This is a genomic window from Dyadobacter soli (assembly GCF_900101885.1).
Classification (GTDB): domain Bacteria; phylum Bacteroidota; class Bacteroidia; order Cytophagales; family Spirosomataceae; genus Dyadobacter; species Dyadobacter soli.
This window is the reverse complement of the sequence record NZ_FNAN01000014.1, coordinates 1-18,991: the sequence shown is the minus strand read 5'-3', so window position 1 is coordinate 18,991 and position 18,991 is coordinate 1. Positions and strand designations below refer to the sequence as shown.

The 18,991-nt window shown below is 44.5% G+C and carries 21 protein-coding genes and 1 tRNA gene; 15 read left to right on the top strand and 7 right to left on the bottom strand.

Annotated elements, in window-relative coordinates:
• The first annotated feature begins 25 nt into the window (after window positions 1–25).
• A complete protein-coding gene (locus BLQ88_RS22695) occupies window positions 26–1,192 on the top strand; it encodes an AI-2E family transporter (protein ID WP_090155123.1) in 1,167 nt (388 codons plus the stop codon).
• A 3-nt stretch (window positions 1,193–1,195) separates the two neighbouring features.
• Here the strand turns inward: BLQ88_RS22695 and BLQ88_RS22690 are convergent, their stop codons facing one another.
• From BLQ88_RS22690 to BLQ88_RS22675, 4 genes are all read right to left on the bottom strand, one after another.
• The gene (locus tag BLQ88_RS22690; RefSeq protein WP_090154765.1) at window positions 1,196–1,678 is read right to left on the bottom strand and encodes a gliding motility lipoprotein GldH; all 483 of its coding nucleotides are present in this window, start codon (window positions 1,676–1,678) and stop codon (window positions 1,196–1,198) included.
• A 46-nt stretch (window positions 1,679–1,724) separates the two neighbouring features.
• Window positions 1,725–2,225, bottom strand: coding sequence for a hypothetical protein (locus BLQ88_RS22685; RefSeq protein WP_090154763.1), 501 nt, complete (start codon window positions 2,223–2,225; stop codon window positions 1,725–1,727).
• Window positions 2,226–2,315: 90 nt separating this feature from the next.
• On the bottom strand, window positions 2,316–3,113 hold the full coding sequence (locus tag BLQ88_RS22680) for a (Fe-S)-binding protein (protein ID WP_090154761.1): 798 nt from the start codon (window positions 3,111–3,113) through the stop codon (window positions 2,316–2,318).
• A 12-nt stretch (window positions 3,114–3,125) separates the two neighbouring features.
• Window positions 3,126–4,484: a 4Fe-4S dicluster domain-containing protein gene (locus BLQ88_RS22675; protein WP_090154760.1), complete on the bottom strand. Its 1,359-nt coding sequence runs from the start codon at window positions 4,482–4,484 to the stop codon at window positions 3,126–3,128.
• A gap of 223 nt (window positions 4,485–4,707) precedes the next feature.
• Here BLQ88_RS22675 and BLQ88_RS22670 point away from each other — a divergent pair.
• The 3 genes from BLQ88_RS22670 to BLQ88_RS22660 all read left to right on the top strand — a co-directional run bounded on the left by BLQ88_RS22670 (window position 4,708) and on the right by BLQ88_RS22660 (window position 6,498).
• Window positions 4,708–4,780: transfer RNA gene (locus tag BLQ88_RS22670), tRNA-Phe, on the top strand.
• A gap of 401 nt (window positions 4,781–5,181) precedes the next feature.
• Entirely contained in the window at window positions 5,182–5,475 is a 294-nt protein-coding gene (locus BLQ88_RS22665; protein ID WP_090154758.1) for a helix-turn-helix domain-containing protein, read from the top strand.
• 45 nt (window positions 5,476–5,520) lie between these two features.
• Window positions 5,521–6,498 (top strand): AAA family ATPase, encoded by a 978-nt coding sequence (locus BLQ88_RS22660; RefSeq protein ID WP_090154756.1) that lies wholly within the window; start codon window positions 5,521–5,523, stop codon window positions 6,496–6,498.
• 37 nt (window positions 6,499–6,535) lie between these two features.
• Here BLQ88_RS22660 and BLQ88_RS22655 read toward each other — a convergent pair whose 3' ends face one another.
• Complete coding sequence (locus BLQ88_RS22655) at window positions 6,536–6,835, bottom strand: hypothetical protein (RefSeq protein ID WP_090154754.1); 300 nt, start codon at window positions 6,833–6,835, stop codon at window positions 6,536–6,538.
• 108 nt (window positions 6,836–6,943) lie between these two features.
• Here BLQ88_RS22655 and BLQ88_RS22650 point away from each other — a divergent pair, with 108 nt between their 5' ends.
• The 9 genes from BLQ88_RS22650 to BLQ88_RS22610 all read left to right on the top strand — a co-directional run bounded on the left by BLQ88_RS22650 (window position 6,944) and on the right by BLQ88_RS22610 (window position 15,781).
• On the top strand, window positions 6,944–7,924 hold the full coding sequence (locus tag BLQ88_RS22650; RefSeq protein WP_090154752.1) for a DUF8464 domain-containing protein: 981 nt from the start codon (window positions 6,944–6,946) through the stop codon (window positions 7,922–7,924).
• Window positions 7,899–8,225, top strand: coding sequence for a hypothetical protein (locus BLQ88_RS22645; protein WP_090154750.1), 327 nt, complete (start codon window positions 7,899–7,901; stop codon window positions 8,223–8,225). Before BLQ88_RS22650 ends, BLQ88_RS22645 begins: the two co-directional genes overlap by 26 nt.
• Entirely contained in the window at window positions 8,222–8,932 is a 711-nt protein-coding gene (locus tag BLQ88_RS22640; protein WP_090154749.1) for a P-loop NTPase family protein, read from the top strand. Before BLQ88_RS22645 ends, BLQ88_RS22640 begins: the two co-directional genes overlap by 4 nt.
• Window positions 8,913–9,446, top strand: a complete 534-nt coding sequence (locus BLQ88_RS22635) for a hypothetical protein (protein ID WP_090154747.1) — start codon at window positions 8,913–8,915, stop codon at window positions 9,444–9,446. Before BLQ88_RS22640 ends, BLQ88_RS22635 begins: the two co-directional genes overlap by 20 nt.
• 214 nt (window positions 9,447–9,660) lie before the next feature.
• A complete protein-coding gene (locus BLQ88_RS22630) occupies window positions 9,661–9,990 on the top strand; it encodes a plasmid mobilization protein (protein WP_090154745.1) in 330 nt (109 codons plus the stop codon).
• Window positions 9,987–10,772 (top strand): relaxase/mobilization nuclease domain-containing protein, encoded by a 786-nt coding sequence (locus BLQ88_RS22625; RefSeq protein WP_090154743.1) that lies wholly within the window; start codon window positions 9,987–9,989, stop codon window positions 10,770–10,772. The genes BLQ88_RS22630 and BLQ88_RS22625 overlap by 4 nt, the downstream gene beginning before the upstream one ends.
• 207 nt (window positions 10,773–10,979) lie before the next feature.
• Window positions 10,980–14,024, top strand: a complete 3,045-nt coding sequence (locus tag BLQ88_RS22620) for a sensor histidine kinase (protein ID WP_090154741.1) — start codon at window positions 10,980–10,982, stop codon at window positions 14,022–14,024.
• A 6-nt stretch (window positions 14,025–14,030) separates the two neighbouring features.
• Window positions 14,031–14,465, top strand: a complete 435-nt coding sequence (locus BLQ88_RS22615) for a response regulator (RefSeq protein ID WP_090154739.1) — start codon at window positions 14,031–14,033, stop codon at window positions 14,463–14,465.
• 8 nt (window positions 14,466–14,473) lie between these two features.
• The gene (locus BLQ88_RS22610) at window positions 14,474–15,781 is read left to right on the top strand and encodes a hypothetical protein (RefSeq protein WP_090154737.1); all 1,308 of its coding nucleotides are present in this window, start codon (window positions 14,474–14,476) and stop codon (window positions 15,779–15,781) included.
• A 630-nt stretch (window positions 15,782–16,411) separates the two neighbouring features.
• On the opposite strand, the gene BLQ88_RS22605 is transcribed toward BLQ88_RS22610, so the two are convergent.
• Together BLQ88_RS22605 and BLQ88_RS22600 are read right to left on the bottom strand one after the other, a co-directional pair.
• Complete coding sequence (locus BLQ88_RS22605) at window positions 16,412–17,083, bottom strand: hypothetical protein (protein WP_090154735.1); 672 nt, start codon at window positions 17,081–17,083, stop codon at window positions 16,412–16,414.
• A 2-nt stretch (window positions 17,084–17,085) separates the two neighbouring features.
• Window positions 17,086–18,348: a site-specific integrase gene (locus BLQ88_RS22600; protein WP_090154733.1), complete on the bottom strand. Its 1,263-nt coding sequence runs from the start codon at window positions 18,346–18,348 to the stop codon at window positions 17,086–17,088.
• Window positions 18,349–18,504: 156 nt separating this feature from the next.
• Here BLQ88_RS22600 and BLQ88_RS36800 point away from each other — a divergent pair, with 156 nt between their 5' ends.
• A complete protein-coding gene (locus tag BLQ88_RS36800; RefSeq protein ID WP_176885073.1) occupies window positions 18,505–18,651 on the top strand; it encodes a hypothetical protein in 147 nt (48 codons plus the stop codon).
• Window positions 18,652–18,728: 77 nt separating this feature from the next.
• Window positions 18,729–18,991: ISAon1 family transposase N-terminal region protein (locus tag BLQ88_RS22590; protein ID WP_090154730.1), on the top strand; the 263-nt coding region annotated here is incomplete at its 3' end.

Here is an 18,991-nt window from a genome sequence, read left to right as displayed (position 1 = left end):
TCCAGACAAAGATAGGGAAACCCCCGTGTACCTGAAGCTCGCCAGCTCGCTGGTAGCGCTCATTGCGACGGTCTACATTCTCTACATTCTTCGCGAAACCATCATCCCGCTTGCATTCTCCATTTTACTCGCGATCCTGCTGCACCCGGTCTGCGCGTGGCTCGAAGTGAGGCGGGTACCGCGGGTAGGCGCCATTCTGCTAAGCATTCTCGCGCTTTTTACGGTGATCGTGATTCTCGTTTACGTCGTTTCGATGCAAATAGGCAGTTTCGCAGAAGAACTTCCCCGCATTACCGAAAAAGCCGAGGCCATTCTGGACCAGACGCTGACCATGGGTGAGCGATACCTGAACATTAGCCGCACGCAACAGGTGAGCGAAGCCAAAAAGTACCTGATCAATGCATTGAGCGAGGGCCGCGCCGTGCTGCTCAACACCCTCGTGACCACCACCGGCGCCATTTCCACATTTGTTTTAATACCACTTTATATATTCTTCTTTCTCCTTTACCGCGACTTTTTCAGGATGTTTGTGCATAAGGCCATCCGCAATGTGCCGAACGAGGAGTTGAATGTATTGTTGAAAAAAATCTATGAGGTAATCCAAAGTTACCTTTCGGGTTTGTTCCTCGTGATCCTGATCGTCGGGGTGCTCAACAGTATCGGTTTGCTGATTTTAGGCGTACCGCACGCGATATTCTTCGGTTTTCTGGCCGGGTTCCTGATCTTGATCCCCTACATCGGTATCCTCATCGGTTCCATATTGCCCGCATTGCTGAGTATTGTTACCATGGATTCGCCATGGTATGCGCTGGGCGTGATAGGCGTAATGAGCTTTGTGCAGTTTCTGGAAGGTAATTTTATTACACCGCACATTGTCGGTTCCAAAGTGAGCGTGAATCCGCTTGCGGCAATCGTCGCGTTGTTCCTCGGAGGGCAGTTATGGGGACTTTCGGGTTTGATCCTTGCATTGCCGGTAACCGCCATCCTGAAAGTGATCATGGACACCATCCCGAGTCTCGAACCTTACGGGTTTCTTTTGGGGGAACCTGTGCACGAAGTTGCCGAAGAAAAGGCTGATATGGCCCGAAATCAGGCTGTTGTCAAAGAATTCAAGAAAAAACCTTACCGCCGGCACCGTAACCGGCCCAAGAAAAGGCCGGAAGGCGATGTGCCGCCTGCACCGGCTGTTTAATACCTATTTTTCCAAAGCCACTTTTTCCACACTTACGCCCACGCTGATGATAAACGGCAGCGGGTTTTGGCGCATGGATTGGGAAATCGTAAAAGTGTAAGTTCCTGAACGCGGAAAGCGGTAGTTTTTCAGGAAGGGGATTTTATGGTCGAACAAATCGCCCAGGCCGTGGCCGTACGGCTTGCCTGTCGTTTCATTGGAAATAAAAACTTCTTCCAGCGTATTGGAAATGACTTTTCCGTCCGGCCCGGTGAAGTTCCGGGTAATGTAGAGGTTATAGTAAGGGTATTGCAATGCATTCCGCAGCACGTAATACAGGTTATAGGTCTGTGTCGTGTCGGTGATCTCAACCTTGAACGAAGGTTTGTTTTTAATATACCAGAGCCCGTCATCGATGTCCTCGTGGGCTTTGTAGACGACATTTTTATCACAACCTGATAAAAGGGACACAAAAAAGACGACGACCGCCAGCCGGATGAACTTCATGAAAGACTCTGATATGTTGGATTGCAAAAATACCGGTTTATCGATTCTATAAACTGGTTTGTTCACTAAAATAACGGCCCAGCCAGGAATGGGACGCGGGCGTCTTCCACCCATTCATCCATTGTGCCTTCGTAGCAACCTGGTTATCGAAGATGGTGGTGGTAGGCTGGATCGTTTCCTGGATGATCGCCTGCTTGATTTTCGGTACCGGAATCGTCTGAACGTGGCCGTTGTCATCGAGGTAGGCGAGGGAGCGGTCGAAGAAATCGATATTCATCCGCTGCCCGATTTCCTGCAACCAATGCACCGATTTATCGATCGAGCAACCGCTTGGTAACTCGTCGCGCTCGTCCACGGCGATCACCACGAAGCGGTGTTCGAATATTTTTCCCGAAGCCGTGAGGGGTTTGCCGTGTGCTTCCCAGGTGTCGAGCGAAGCTTTCAGCGTTTCGGTGATAATGCCCGTTTCGGTGGGCGTCAGCTCCCGGTTGGCCTGATAAACCCATACGCGGGATTGAAAATCGATATCACTAAAAGGGATGTACATGATTAAAAAGGGTTAAATGCCGGTTAAACGGTTTACTGTATTGGTACTCTAAAACAACCATGCTAGCGGCATAGTTCTGGCAACAGTCGGTTACAAGCCTTTGGCCTGCGCGATGAGCTCGGCCAGGTCGTACACTTTTACGGACTGTTCTTTTTCTTTGTTTTTGACGCCGTCGGTCATCATTACCATACAAAACGGGCACGCGACAGCGATCGTATCGGCGCCTGTCTGCAATGCTTCCTCGATCCTTTCGATATTCACGTCCTTTTTACCCGGCTCGGGTTCTTTGAACATTTGCCCGCCGCCCGCGCCGCAGCATAGGCCTTTGGTACGGCAGCGTTTCATCTCGACCAGATCCGCGTCTAGCGCTTCCAGTACATGCCTCGGCGCTTCGTACACATCGTTCGCCCGGCCAAGGTAGCACGAATCGTGGAAAGTGATTTTCTTCCCTTTGAATACTTCGCCACCCTGCAAACGCACGCGGCCCGCGTCGATCAGTTGTTGAAGGTATTCCGAATGGTGCAGCACTTCGTAGTTGCCGCCCAGTGCAGGATATTCATTTTTAAGTGTATTAAAACAATGCGGACAGGCCGTGACGATCTTTTCCACATTATACATATCCAGAACTTGGATATTCGACATCGCCAGCATCTGGAACGTGAACTCATTCCCCGCCCGGCGGGCCGGATCGCCCGTACAGCTCTCCTCCGTCCCGAGAACGGCGAATTTCACCCCGGCGCTGTTGAGTATTTTCACAAAGGCGACCGTCACCTTCTTATACCGATCGTCGAACGACCCGGCGCAGCCTACCCAGAACAGAACCTCCGGCGTTTCATTATTCGCCGCCATTTCGGCCATTGTAGGCACCCGGTATGCGGTCTCACTCATATTATTATGCTTTTATGACTGTGTTGAATTGTTTCCCGCGTCACTGTCAGCCAGCGCGGAGGCCCAGTTGAACCGGTCGCCCGGCGAAAATTTCCACGGCGCCTGGTTGGTATCCAGGTTTTGGAACATCATGTTCCACGAGCCCGGCGCGTGTGCTTCGTCCATGACCTTATGCCTGCGCAGTTGGAGGATAATGTCGAGTGGATTGATCAGCACCGGGCATTCCTGCACGCATGCATTACACGTCGTACATGCGAGGATTTCTTCTTCGATAATGTAGTCGCCGAGCAGGCTTTTATTGTCATTCACGAATTCACCCTTGTTGGCCAGCATAATGCGGCCTACGTCTTCCAGCCGGTCGCGGGTATCCATCATGATCTTGCGCGGCGATAATTTTTTGCCGGTAATATTCGCGGGACATGCGGTTGTGCAGCGTCCGCATTCGGTGCACGAGTAGGCGTCCATCAAATTCTTCCAGCTCAGATCCGCCACATCCTTTGCCCCGAACCGCTCCGGAACCGCCGCGTCGCCGGTCTGGGTTTCCAGTCCAAGCATAATCTTCACTTCCTGCGTGATTTCGGGCATATTCTTCATTTCACCCTTCGGTTCCAGGCGGGAGAAATAGGTATTCGGGAATGCCAATGCAATGTGCAAATGCTTGGAATACGTGAGATAGACCGCAAAAACGAAAATGCCCAGAATGTGAATCCACCACGCAATGCGCTCATAGGCGATCAATGCGTTCTCACTCCATCCACTAACCAATGGTTTCAACCACTGACTGACGAGGAACTCCCCCGCCGGAGGATAATGCGCGCTGCCGAGGTTCTGTAATGCACTGTCTGCGGCGTTCATAGTGAGGATCGCGATCATTAATACAATTTCAAAAACAAGGATCAGCTTGCCATCCAGCTGCGGCCATCCGTTCATTTCCCGGTGACGAGCAGGTTGGAACCTTTCAACTTTCAAAACGCTCCGGCGAATCAGGAAAATCGTACAGGAAACCAGCACGCCCAATGCAAGCAATTCAAAGAAGCCGATCAGAATGCGATAGAAGCCACCCAGCGGACCAGCAAAGATCCTGTGCGTGCCCAAAATACCATCCAGCACGATTTCCAGCACTTCAATATTGATCAATATAAACCCGGCGTACACCGCGAAATGCAGGAAACCGATCAGCGGCCGATCGAACATCTTTTTCTGTCCGAACGCAACCCGCATCATAATCGACAGCCGCCGTCCAGGCTGGTCGGTGCGATCTTCATCCTTCCCAAGCCGGATCGTCTTCCCGATAATGCCGATCCGCTGGAAGATCAGCCAGGCAGTAACGCCCAGGGCGGCTATAAAGATGATTTGCTGTACGATCGCCATTGCGAAATAGGGTTGTTTTGGTATGCTTGCATACTAACAAGGTAGGATAAAAATGTATTCCGGCGCAAATGAGTTTAGGATAAAAAATTTATATATGCGTAACTGAAAGACAATCAGGATACTTTTTTGACCAGACATAATAAAAAACCAAATATTTGCTTTTTGGTTTTGTTCGGTCAAAAAAACATCTACCTTTGCAGTCCCAAAAGGTACCAACTGAAACGGTGATGTAGCTCAGTCGGTAGAGCAATAGACTGAAAATCTATGTGTCGGCGGTTCGATTCCGTCCATCACCACAGAATGCAAAGCCAACCGCTTGATAATCTTTGAATTATCGAGCGGTTTTTTGTTTGGTTTACATTCTGGTTTACAGTCGCGCCGAAATTGGCTATCTACGGCGGATAATCCCCTCAATCTTGCTGGCAAAAAATCTCAATTTGCCGCTCGACCTGGCAGCGAAATTTCTACTTTGCGACCAGCATCAATCCCAAAAACGGTCCATTCACTTTACGTTTTTCTTAATTCCGAGCCGGAATTATCGCTTTCTCTACTTTATCGCGAGATAAGGCAAAATGCGCCTAAACGGCTTCTGGATGCATTTAACACCAGTTGAAGCAAAGTTCATACTTTTTCATACTTGATTTTTCGCCTCCCTTCCCCCAACCTTTGACCAACATCAACCGAAAACAAACGTGTCATGTCAAAACTGGTTTTAATCGAATTCGACGAGTTCAAGAGCTTCACCCGAGAGGTGATTCAAGAGGAGTTTAGAAATGTGTTCAGCCCGAATCAAGGTCTGAAAGGCTCGCAGGAAGAGCCGCTGCTATCGCGGGCTGAAATGGCGCGTGAGCTGAACGTTTCGCTGGTCACGCTGCACCAATGGCAAAGATCGGGCTTGCCTTATCGCAGGCTACATCGGAGGATTTACTTCATCAAGTCCGAGGTGCTGGATTACATGTACTCAAATCAGAAAACAAAGAAAAAGGGATAATGCCTCGTACGCATTACCCCCTGCAAAAATCTTAAAAATCTAAGTATGACAAATTTAACTGCCCTGAATGGTTTCTCCAACCATTCGGAAGGAAAGATTTTACATAAATCTTCCTTAAAAACAATGAAGGATCTGGCGGAGAAAAGTAAAACGCTTGCTCCGCTTAGGCGTTTGCTCGGGAATTATGTACTGGAAAACTCGGCAATAATCTTCGCAGCGGAGCGTGGTAGCGGGAAAACGCTTTTAGGCCTCCAGGCCTGTATTGCTATTTCAGCGAAATGGCCATCTCTGTGGAATGAACCAATCGAGTATCACGGAAACACGTTGTTTATCAATTGCGAGCTCAGTGAGGATACAATGAGTCGAAGGCTAGGGCAGCTATTTGAAGCACCGCCTAAGGAGATCGGGTCTTCGGAATACCATAGCTATGTCTACACGACCAAGAAAGGCTTGGAGGAAGAAGCACAGGCGATTATTGAGTTGTCGATGATCCAGAAGCCTGTCCTGATCGTTCTAGACAATTTCAGGGTAGCATTTCTGAACTCTGATACGAACAATGGGAAGGAAGTCGCAAAGGCAATGCACCTGATCCTGACGCTTCGTGATCTGCTGGACACAACGATCATTATCACTGATCATACCCGAAAGCATACCAGGAACTTGCTGACCGATAGTGACCTTCAAAGCGGCTCCGGCGTGAAATCAGATTTGACGGATAGCGACATGTTTTTACGGAGGAGTAAACTGGATATCCAATACCGGATCTTGAAGCGCTCCAAATCCAGGCATTGCGAAGAGACGGACGGTGCTAAGCTAATCCGTCTGAATCCTGATACGCTATGGTTTGAATTCGTCCAGGACGACATCGACGAGGCGCAACACATAGGCACTGAGGTAATGCCGGTAAAGGAGGAGCAGAAGGACTTAGCACGCGAGCTTCGAGATCAGGGAAAAACCATCGAGCAGATAGCGAAGATATTGAATAGGGGTAAAGGCACCATTCATCGCTGGCTGAACGAGTAGTGACTTGAACGGGGCCACATTTTTCTCACAACCCCTCCTAATTTTTGAGAGGGGATTGCGAGAAAAATGCTCGAAGAAAATGGCGACACCTGGCAAATAAACATGGCAAGTCCGGCCTGTTACACATGTTCCAAAAATTCCATTTGTTCCAAAATTCCATTCGTTCCACCCGTTCCATTTTGGTCTGAGATGTTCCATCTCGTTCCGCTTGTTCCAAAAGTTCCATTCGTTCCATCCGTTCCACTAATTCCGTTTTGTTGGCGATGTTCCATCTCGTTCCATTTGTTCCGCTTGTTCCATTCCGTTCCAGGCGTTCCACTTGTTCCAGAAATTCCATTTGTTCCACATTTTTCGCCTAGAAATCTCACTTAAAAATGGAACTCATTGATAGTAAATTAGATAGATAATTTTTTGGATAAAATGGAACAAGTGGAACGTGTGGAACATGGAACGGAACGGAACGACTGCGGGTGAAAAAAGAAAAGCTATGAATGCAAAACAGATCAATCAATCGTATGAAATCGTGGCCTTATTGGCGCATCATGGCTTTCGGCCAGTGTCCGTAAAAGGCGATAACTACTGGTATATCAGCATGATACGAGAGTCGGAGAGTAGGGCGTCATTCAAGGTTGACACTCGCAAAAATCTCTGGTATGATCATGCGCTCGGTGTGGGAGGCAACCTGGTGGACCTGGCTTGCCGGTTGTTCCAAAATTTAGATGTGAAGGAGGTTATGAGGCTGATCACTGACGGTTTTTCTTCTTTTCACCCGCAACAAACCGAAGTGAGGTTGCAACCTAACGTGAGTTCTGGGCTGCGTATAACGTCCGAAGGTATCCTTGAAAGCGATTATCTGCTGCGTTATCTATGCAGCAGAGGTATACCAGAGGAAGTCGCAAGAAGGTATTGCTTTCAGGTCATCTATGAGAACAGCGGCCACGAGTACAGCGCCATCGGTTTCAGGAATAGGGCTGGAGGCATGGAAATCCGGAGTGTCAATTTCAAATCATGCATAGCTCCGAAGGATGTTTCCTACATCGATAACTCTGGAAATAAGCTACTTGTTTTCGAGGGGTTTATGGATTTTCTCTCGTACTGGATGCTTCCTGTATTTCACATTTCCAACGCCAATTTCCTGATCCTGAATTCGACATCACAATTGAAACGGGCTCACGAATTTCTTGCGGCAACGGGTTCGAAGTACCTGTTTCTTGATAACGATAAAGCCGGATTCGAAACAGCGGCTTACATCAAGCACAACTATCCGAATGTGATCGACATGGCAGTAATGTATGCTGGCTGCAAAGATTTAAATGATTTTCTCACTCAAAACCAACACCTCAATGAACAAAGACTTGCTATTGCGCTTGTACGCGAGAAAGGACCGGAAGCGCCGGAAAATGCTCTTCGTACTTTTTGGGGATAAAATAAAGCTTGATGTCTCGATCGATGCGGTAGTCGAAATGATCAATCTGGAATTAGGAAAGCAAGGGATTGTCAATGCGGCCGATATCAAATACTGTCGCCACTATTTTGGGAAACGGCAGGCTGAGAACGAGAGACCAAAACTGATCGCAGAAATGGCCCCTCGGAATAATTCGAATTCACTAACCATAAGGAAGCAGGTCAAAAGCATCCAACCTGATCTTGAAGAAGTTGATTGGACGGACGTGGACGAAATAAGTGTGGCCATAGAAGGTATTAAATCAAAATTTACAAAAAGATGAAAAAACTTAATTTTATCCTTCAAGCGAAGGGAGGAGTGGGTAAAAGCCTGCTAACATATCTGCTCGCGGTTGCTGAGCAAAATTCTGAAACGTCTCTGTTCGTCGATCTGGACAGCTCGACTGGTACCTCGACTCGCCAGCTTCAATTTTTAGGTGACGCCCGGACGGAAGCGGTTTCCCTGCTGAATGAGAAGCAAGTGTTGGTAAGGGATAGTCTCATTTCTTACCTCGAAAGCCTCGCAGAGACGCCTTTTGAACGTATCTATTTTGATCTCGGTGCACCGGAATCTGAGCAGCTTCCAGCACTGATTGAACGGGATATCCCATTCAAGGATTTCGTCGACGAATTGGGCTTCAAAGCCAATTTTCACATTGTTATTGGCGGTGGCGGTATGTATAAATCGAGCGTCGATTATTTGCACAAGCTCCTCATGGCCTTGCAGAATGAGTTTGAAGTAACCGTCTGGCAAAGCATTACCACATTTAACAATTTTGCTAAGCTCGGCGAAGAGTTGGAGAGGAACTGCAAAGCCCTGGGATTACGAATCCGGAAGTTCGCCGATTTTGATCCCGGTTCCAATTTGGGCAGCCATATCCTCGACGGCATCAGGAAAGGTTACAGCATTGGCGAGTATCAAACAGGTGCAAAGCTGAGATTGAAGAAAGAACTTAACGACCATTTCAAAGATGAACTCAACAATCAGTAAGGACGCAATCACAAGAATGAGGGGCGCGTATCAGGCCAAGTATGGCTTTGAAATGGACGAGTGGACTGCGGTAATGCTGACCGAGCTGCACGAGCATTTCCATGATTTCAGCAAAAACGTTGCTCAGTCCAACAGCGAAATTGGAAAGGCTGCCCAATTGATCAAAGGACAGATTAACCAGGTGCATTTCAAAAGTGACCGACAAGCTTTTTGGTACGGCATGTCCCGACTTTTGCCTCCGTCATTGGTCACTTTGGTGGGAATATTATTGATCGCTTATTTCGTGAACCAAGGGAACAAGTATCAGGAGATAGCCAGATTCGAAGACAGTTATCCTAACTTCGAGCACTTCCGTCAGCTGATCCGAAATGGAGCACTCCACCAGGTGAAAAATACTACTTACCTGGTACTTCGTCCAGCGTCGAATATCTCTTCAATGAAGATAGGTGAGGAATACCAGTACCTCAAAAAACAAAATGTAGTCCTAGTTCCATTAGGCACAGATAGTCAGTGATAAACTCGCTGGTTTCGACTTCTTTCGACCAAATTCGACCGTTTTCGGCCGGTTTCTAACTTATCAATTGGCTTTTGTTAAGCAAGCCATGTGTTTGTAACTACAATTTCTGCGCTTCGCTCCGAATTGCAGTTACAAACACACCGGTCGTTCCTCCCTTGTCTTGTCGGGGAGCCACCCCGAACCCCCAAAATCCATCAACTTATCGATAACTATGAAAGAGCATTTCGACAATGCGGCTGATCGGCCGCGTCAATCCAAAAAGACAAATAAAGACCGGACAATCCCGCTGCGCGTAACGCAGCAACAATACGCGACGATCAAATCGAAAGCAATGCTTGCGGGGTATTCTGTGTCTGAATATTTACGTAGGTTGGGCATCGGTCATCCTGTCGAAGCCAGGTTCGACAAAGACGAAAAACGGAACTTAGTGGGTATCGGCAGAAACCTAAACCAGTTAGCCGCAAATGCCAATAACGGCTTCTTCTATCATAAGCCGATTATGGAAGTGCTGGAGCAGCTTAAACGGATCCTGGTGAAATGATAGCGAAAACTACGATTGGTGCTGACTTCCTTGGGGCGATCTGCTACGGTGCCGGCTTGCGAGTCAATGGGAAGGAGATAGAAGGGAAGTCGGAGCTGATTTTGACTCATAACCTGGTTTCTGTTGATCCGAAGGGGATGGCAATGGAAATGCAGCGTGAGGCGGAGTTTAGTCGATGCAAGAAGCCGGTTTGGCATACTTCACTGAGCTGGAAGCCGGGGGAGAATCCGAGTAAAGAGCAGATGATTGAGGCAGCTAACCGCTATTGTGAGAAGATGGGTGCTAAACCGGAGGATCATCAGATAGTGGTGTTTCAGCATCATGATCGACCGCATAGGCATATTCATGTTTATATGAATCGCTTGCCTATCGGTGGGGGTAAGGCGCTTGAGACGTCACACAATTATGCGCGGAATGTTCGGGTGTGCAATGAGATTTCGCGGGAACTTGGTTTTGAAAAGATAGAAAATCTTGAAAGGGGCAAATTACGGTACGTTGAGGAACATCAGGCTGAGGCTCAGAAAGTGGTTAGCTTTGCGATTAAGGTTGCGCTAAAGCAAAAATGTAGGACTTGTGAGGATCTGGAATGTCGACTAAATAAGAACGGCATTGAATGTAATTTTCTGGTTCAAAATGGAAAGTTGAAGTACTCTAGTTATCGCTACAAAGGTGTGTCGATCAAAGGGCAGGATGTAGGGTTCACTGCTAAGCAGTTGGAAGCGAAATTCAGGGAAATCAGAACATCTAAGATGGAACTTAGTCGAGAAGTTAGAATAGGATAATTTGCATAAGGGCAGTAGAACAGTTGCCCTGTGATGAGTAGCATGGATGGTGGTACTTCGAAATCGTATAGTGCAACGCGTACTCGATTATAATTCTGCACGTCTAACGCGAGGGTCCACAAGAAAAAAAATAACAGACTTCATTTGTGGTCAAGTAGAACCTGAGCCTCTGTGACTTAACGATACAAACCTCCTACCATCTACCGTATGCATATAGTACTTTCTTTCAAAGATTTATTATTTGATCCGGCGTTTGCCAACTTTATCATATCAATTCAGATCCCAATCGTTTTGTGTTTGATATTGCAGTCAATACAAGCGTATCGAATGCGAATAGAAAATTTTGACAAAATATGTTTGGCATGGTTTGTTAATTTTGTTTATCTGTTTGCAATAATTTATTTGCGAAGATTCCCTCTACCAGATGAAAGCAAGTTGATTATACGCACTGTTTTTGATTTAACTTGTGTGTATATTTTTTTCCTTGCTGCTAAAAATTATTATCCTTTTTTTGGAAGTAGACCGCGATTGTTTGCATTGTGTTTATTGATTTCGGGCATCTTAAAGGTTATTCCTAGTACTTCCAATCTAGTGCCTTTTATACACGTAAGATATATACCGGTCGCCGTTATAGATTTCAGTGTATTAGTCGCTCTATCAGTATATTTTCTTCAACTCTCTCGAAAGTACTTGCAGCGTAATTTTTTATTTTTTTCAACACTTGGATATGCAGCTATTCAGTTACTTCCTCTTATTCAAATCAATATTTTACACGAAAAACCTATCCCTTATATTGACAATGTTGGATTTTTTCTGGGCCTATTATTTAAGACTGGAATTCTAATTACATTATCTGCATTATTAATTAAAATAACAAGTAGTATTGAGCGGAGTAAGCATGAACTTCGAATTAAACAAAGTGAAAAAATACTTCAAAAACTTACTTTTGCTAGTAAGGTGTTTTTGATTAGAAATGAATACTCTTCCAAAGAAAATGCGAGCTACATTATAAGAAATGTTTTAAGAGAATGTTTAGATTATTTAGACGAGCAGTTAGGCTATTTTGCTTTTTTTGATGCTAAAAAGGATACACTAAAGATTGAATTTGCATCGAACTCTTATAGACATTTAGAGGGTCACGAATACTCCGCTTCGCAAGGAATTACGGGAAATTCAGTTAGAGAGAAAAAACAGATTGTTGTTGATCGTGAGATAGAAAAATCAGACTACATGCGATTTGATAACCAAGACCTTGATAAAAATGTAAAATCAGCTGTCGCAATACCATTATTGGAAAGTGGACAAGTGCTGGGGGTATTTATGTTTGAAAGCGAAAAAGAAAATAGCTTCACTGATTCAAACTTAAATATTCTCAATGCTACGGTTAGCCAAGCACTAGTTGCCATAAGCAATGTAAATCTTGTTAAGGAGCTTGAACAAAATCGCAATTTCCTAAATGACTTGAAGCAGATAGATAGAAACATGGTAGACAAATCCTTCAGATTGAGTGATATTTTATCTATAATCCTCAGGCAGTCGCTTGATCTGGTGGGAGGTAATATTGGATTTATTGCACTATTTGATCCAAAACTTAATGTTTTGAGGATTGTCGAAACAACTGAGTTGTCGACTCTGAATAAAATTATTGATATCAGCGATAGTATAAGTGGGCTAGCCGTAAAAACGAAGGATAAGGTGTATATTCCAGATATTACAAAATCCAGTACAGATATGCAAGAGTTGTTTAAGGATTACTTAGGCGATAGTATGATCTGTGAATTAGTGGTACCGCTAATCGTGCAAGGAGAGGTAATTGGAGTTGTTAACACCGAAAGTGATAAGCCAGACATGTTTTCAGATAGTGATATCGGAAATGTGCAAGCGTATGCAGGGCAGGCCTCCGTCGCAATTCATATAGCGCAGTTATTCGAAAAGCAGAGCTCTCATCTAGTTAGAGAAATGGAGCATCGTCGTAGGCTTGAGGCTCTTGCTGAAATAGATTTATCAATATTGAATGCTAATAAGGGCCTTTCAGAGATACTAGATTTAATATTGTCCAAGGGCCTGAGCCTACTTGGGAAGAGCTTCGGAGCGATAATGCTCGCAGAGCAGATTGACGGAAAGCTAAGTCTTGTAGTTAAAAAATCTACGAATTCAGACGAAGATGGTAAAGTTATTCCTGGCCGGTCAATAAGTGCCCTGGTTTTAAAGATGGGCAAGAGTCTTTTTTTACCCGATGTAGAAAGGCTTGACCTTGCACAAGTAGACGACCTGATTGGTTCAAAAGCAATCAATCTAAGTAAGTATTCCTACTATACTCCATCTTGGGGGAAAATGCGAAGTGAACTGATTGTCCCTCTAACCCTTCGAGGCGAAGTTATCGGCGTCATCAATATTGAGAGTCCAGAAATTAACGACTTTACCGACGATGATCGCGGGTTATTGACTAACCTTGCAATGGCAGCTGCGATTGCTATTCAAAATGCGCGTTTATTTGAGGAAATAGTCGCGAAAAATATAGCACTAGAAAACAGTGTTGATAAAGACAAAATAAGAATGTCAGATACTCTGGGGAAAGTTATCGATCACAGGATAGGTAATTCTATAGGATTAATCAGATCAATAGTAAAAGATAACCTTCTAGATGACAGATTTAATAGTGAATATGGACAATTGAATGAAAAAATGCGAAATGAATTGGGTAAAATTCTTACGCAGGCCGAAAAAGTGCTCAGCCATCGCGATGATTTGAAAACCAAGATTAGCAATCTTCTCTTTAGAGAGTCTACAGAAATCGATTTTATGGACATAAAAAAATTGATTGATGATGAAGAGTGGCAAAGTAGTGATAAGAAATATAAAGTAAATGTTGTAGGATTTGAAAATTTGAAAAGCATATACGCGAATCTAGATTTGCTTATTGATGGAGTATTTTTTGAATTAATTAGAAATGCAATAAAATCGATGCCCGAAGGTGGATCCATCTTAGTCGAAGGTAAAAGAAATGGAATGACAAATGTTATCCACGTGGTTGATAGAGGGTGCGGAATCGATAAATATCATCAGCGAAGAGTATTTGAAGAAGGATATACAAAGTGGAGTAATGGGATGAATGGGAGAGGGATTGGATTATATGAGCTTAAGACAATTGTAAAATTTTATGGTGGTGAAGTTTCGGTTACAGGCAATGGTGCCAAGGGTGGAACTACATTCAGAATTGAATTTCCAATAGATGTGAAAAATTTAACTTAAATTGATATGAAAGGTAAAGTATTGATCATAGAGGATGATCCTGTTTGGATCGAGCAGTTGTCTAGCCACCTGGAGTTTGCTGGCTTTCATGTAACCGTAGCCAATAGTATTGAATCCGCGATAGCAAAGCTGACTTCCGAGATGTTTCATTTCATCACAATCGACATGAATTTAAATGATCGGGCCGACGATCCAGATCAGTTCGAGGGCTGGAAGGTTTTGGAAACTGTAAATAGACTTCGTATACGCGACATTACCCCTACTATGATAATTACTGGATACGGGGCCGACTATGACAACCTTAGGCCAGAAAAGAAACTGCAGTCTGTTTTCTTTATGGAGAAGGGGTCTTATGACAGGGATCGATTGATTAATACTGCGCTTAGAGAAGTTGAGTTAATTAACCTAAGGTTTAAGGATGACCACCGTAATAGGCTCTAAATATTGAGATGAGAAAGAGAATTTTGCTTGTTGAAGATGATGGTATGTGGGCAGAACACATCTCATCCATATTACACAAGTGGTTTAATTTACACTTGGAGGTTTATACTTCTTTTACTGATGCAGAGAATCGACTACTAGATCCATCAAGTAAATTTGACTTGTTAATCACGGATTTGTATCCAAGCGACATGTCCAGAGAGGCAAAAGGGTTGAAATTCGTTGAGTTTTGTAAGAAGATGCACAAAGTTCCAGTGGTTGTAGTGACGGGAGAGTCGCACATGGTTAAATCCATACTGCGTGAGAAGGAAATTGATGTATTTGATAAGGCTGAATTTGAGCAATTAGATTTTGTTAGTATTGTCGATCGGCTCTTAAAGTACGAACGAATCCACGATGACCTTGGTGAAGCGGCGGTTGATCGGAGGAAGTTCATCGTGGAACGAATAAGTCTGGGAAAAGTTGATGATAGGCGATTTGTCAGAATATTGGTAGTACAGGCGGAATCTTCATCGGATTATTGGTCTATGAATGATGGGCTGATGAGTTACACAAGAGTTGATGATTTAAGATTATGGATTTGGAAGTCACTGGATTTTGCGTTGCGGCACGAGATCAATGTAATTGTCTTCCCTGAGCTGTCAGTACCAGTAGCGCTCTTAGAGGACCTTGGTGCGTGGTCACAGATCAACAAAGACGTAATTGTGATCGCTGGAAGCCACTATGCACAAGCTGGCAAAGCTTGGATTGCAAGAAGTCCGGTATTTCTTGGAGGCCGTCAAATTTTGACTGATAAGATTTTTCCAAGCCCAAGTGAGTTAAGTTCGATAGATGGATTCGGCCTGAGCGCGGGTGAAAGAATAATATATTTCACTGAGACAGGCATCGGGAGTTTCTTTGTGCTCATATGCTCGGATAATTTAAAACCTGCGCCCATAAGAAATCAAATTCTTTCTTATCAACCAGACTTCGTTTTTTCCTTGGCTTTTCAACGTGACTCAAATGATTTTTTCGTCGGAATTAGCGATTCTGTAAACAATGGTGAGGATGTTTACTTTGTTTATGCCAACAATCACGTGAAGGGAATGGCAGACGGAAGATCAGCTTTTTTTGGAATTGTTCGCCCAGAGGTCCGTGATGAGTTAATTAACAATCAGAAGACGGATTTCGTCCCCAAGGGGAAGCTATGTGAATTACGGGGCGAAGAGAATGTTTTAATTGTGGAAGCTGATATTCGCAACAAAAATCCTCCTGCAAAGCGAAAAGTTGGAGATTTGCCAAATGTTAAGATCTTTACTGGTCGAGTTGGCGATTAGAAATTTAACTAGTTTTCTGGCTCGCTTGTTTCGGGCTGCAAGTAACTGGCAAATCTGGAATCTACTCTCTTGAAGTAGATAAAATTTAGTGTGACGGTTTGTGAGTTTCTAAGATAGAAAGATCAGCTAAGCCAATGACAACACAACGGGGCCGCCGAAGAAGATTACAAAGAACAAGGTTGATATCCGTTAGCTTGCTGATCAGCTCCAAAGTATTTATGCGAATGACCATATCCTGTTTTCGAAGCTGATCCACCTTTTACCGCACGATTCCTTTCAGTTTGAACTGTCAATTAATCCTTGACTGTTGGTGAATTACATCAGGCTGTTATCGCTAAGACAAATTAAGACAACCGTTGCACAGAAGTTACCTGTTTAATGTTTGGCTACCTGAGGCAAGTAACTGATTAGCAATTTTCTTGATGATATTTGTTTTAATTTCTAGGATCTGACTACCGTCTTTTACCTTCGTTATGCCTAAGAAGTGCTTCCAGGCGCCCTCGTATTTTCCCACGGCCTGTTACTGCGCTATCCGCAACAGCTGCTTCAAATTTTCCGAAAACTGGTAGGCATTTTCTGCGAGCAGATAATTGACATACAGTCAATTGCTTTGCCGATGTCCTGACGAAACTAAGATTTATTTGACAGGAATTTTCTCAATTCAGCAATCAGTGAATCAGGCAAATAATCCTCCGGCACACTCTCTGTCACCTTCCTGGCAACGTAACTACGTTTCATTTTTTTGAACGGCGTAAAGTTTCTAAGAAGAGCAACAACATCATCTTGTGTCGCTTCGAAAGGTTTGTCCGCATTCGTACTATAGAAGATCGTTTTGAATAACGCGATAACCTTTCCTGGCGGCAAGTAGGTGTAAATATCAACCTCTTCTTCGCACTTCGTAGCGACTGTGTTTTCCGCCAGCTGTCGTTTGACTTCCGCCAGCAGGCCTTCCAATATGGTTTTTTCTTGCGCAGAATAGGGTTGTGTTAGTCGAATGGGAATTTCATTTACAAAAAAATCCCGAAACTCGACCTTATCCGGGTAAGCGTCATAATGGTAGCGGAAGCATCTGAGAGACTGGCTGAAAGTTGCGAGCCTTACCAGTTTCGAGAAGATTGTGTTTTCATACAAGGTTGTACTTGGTTCCGACGGGAAAACAAGATGAAATTCATTAAGCTGGTCAATTACATCGTACTTAAAATACGGCACAAGGGGAATGTCGTCTCCTTTGATTCCTAAAAATGTTTCTCCTAGTCGCTTTACTGTCGAATATTTCCCGACTGGTTTCTTACTGTCCTCCATAATCACTCGTCTTTAAACCGCTCCTTCCAGATCTCTGAAAGCTGCCGCGCGTACTGTTTTTTAGTAACCTTGATGTATGTCAAAAATGCTTTTTCGGTCCGATGGCCGGTGATTGCCATGATGGCGTAGGAGGGAGTGCCGGCAAGATACTCATTGGTTGCAAATGATCGCCTGGCGGTGTGAGACGTAATTAACGAAAACTTACTTACCTTTTTCTGTGTCCGGACTTTTCCTTTCTTTTCGAATAAAGCCACGTCATCGCTCAGATTAGCCTTCTCCCCGATCTCTTTGAGATACTCATTCATTTTTTGATTCGATATCACGGGTGGCAAGTGGTTCGGCGTCTTATACTTCTCCATCACCTTCCTGACGATCGGATGGATCGGGATTTCCAGGAATTCGTCCGTCTTGATTGTCTTGGTCTTCAAATATTTGAAGTCAGGCGATATGTTTTCTGCCTGTATGGCAGTGAGGTCGGAGAAGCGCAGGCCGGTGAAACAGCCCACAATAAAGAGGTCGCGTACCTTTTCGAGCCGGGGCTCAGCTGATAGGTCGAGTTTCAAAAGAAGCTTGATCTCGTCTTCATTCAGGTAAATCGATTCCACCTCTTTGCGAGGGGTCGAAAACCGCCGACTCTTAAACTCAATGTTGTCATTCTCCTTCCGCTCAGTCGCCTCATTCAGGAAGAATTTCAAAAGCCCGGTGTGCTTGTTCTGCGTGTTCTCATTATATTTCTTGACCTCTACCATAAACCTTTTGAAATCATGGTAGAAATCGAGTGTGATGTCGTTGAAGGCAATGGTCTTCTTCTTCGTATCGGTCTGATACGCTGTCAACATTTTCAAATGCGAGCGGTAGGTCTTGATCGTGTTGGCATTCTTAAATCCCTCGACGGACTTGATGTATTTGGTGACGAACTCGATTAAGCCAGGCTTACCTTTCTCGGGAGCTGCTTCATATTTATCAGTCCTTATCTCGCGCTCAAATAGCGGTTTCAGATCGGCGGGCGTGATCGACAGCTTCTGGTAAAGCCGCTGCTGGTATATCTTCTGAACCTCATTTCGCCATCTATCAAGGTTGGCATTGAGCTCCAAATAGGCCTCGTGGCTGGCCTTTGCCTTCTGATTTTTGGCATCCCAGGACTTGGGCTTGATAAACTGATTTGTAGAAACTACAACCTGCTCGGTTCCATAGCGGAAGTACAACGATATCAGGCAATTGCCATTTGGTTTTGGCTTTTTGAGATAGTATTTTGTAGTAGCCATGCAGCTGACGACTTGATTTACACAAATCTATCTTAACTGATCTGGTTTACAAAATGGTTTACGACAAAATTACTTTTTAAGGTTGCATGTTACTTGGTTCAATTTTATATATTTGCCGTTAACAGCTCAGAATCAGAATATTTTAACGAAAAGATCATGAAAGTAGAAATCAAAGGTTCGATTCCGTCCATCACCACCCAAAGTGCACTACGCCTTGATAGCCAAACTATCAAGGCGTTTTCGTTTTTTCCAACATTTGCCGCGAATACAATGGATCAAATCAAAAACTTGTGGAGCGCATAGGATTTTCGGATCAAATCAAAAACTTGTGGAGCGCATAGGATTTTCTAGGTTTGTGTTTTTAATCAACCTAGTTCGTTTTGGAGAGTTTCTTGCCTATTATCCAGTTTCTATTACCAGAGTTTATCCTTGAAAATTTTGAATTGACATCCATCGACCGTCAGGATGGAGTATTTCACGTGCATATAGATGAGAAGAATGCGGATGAGAATGACCCGGAGAGGAAGAATTTGCTCTCCAAAGGGTTCTTTCCGATGATTACTGTTCAGGATTTTCCAATTCGGGGCCATAAGGTCTTCCTTCACATCAAACGCCGCAGATGGCTTAATACCAAGACAGGGAA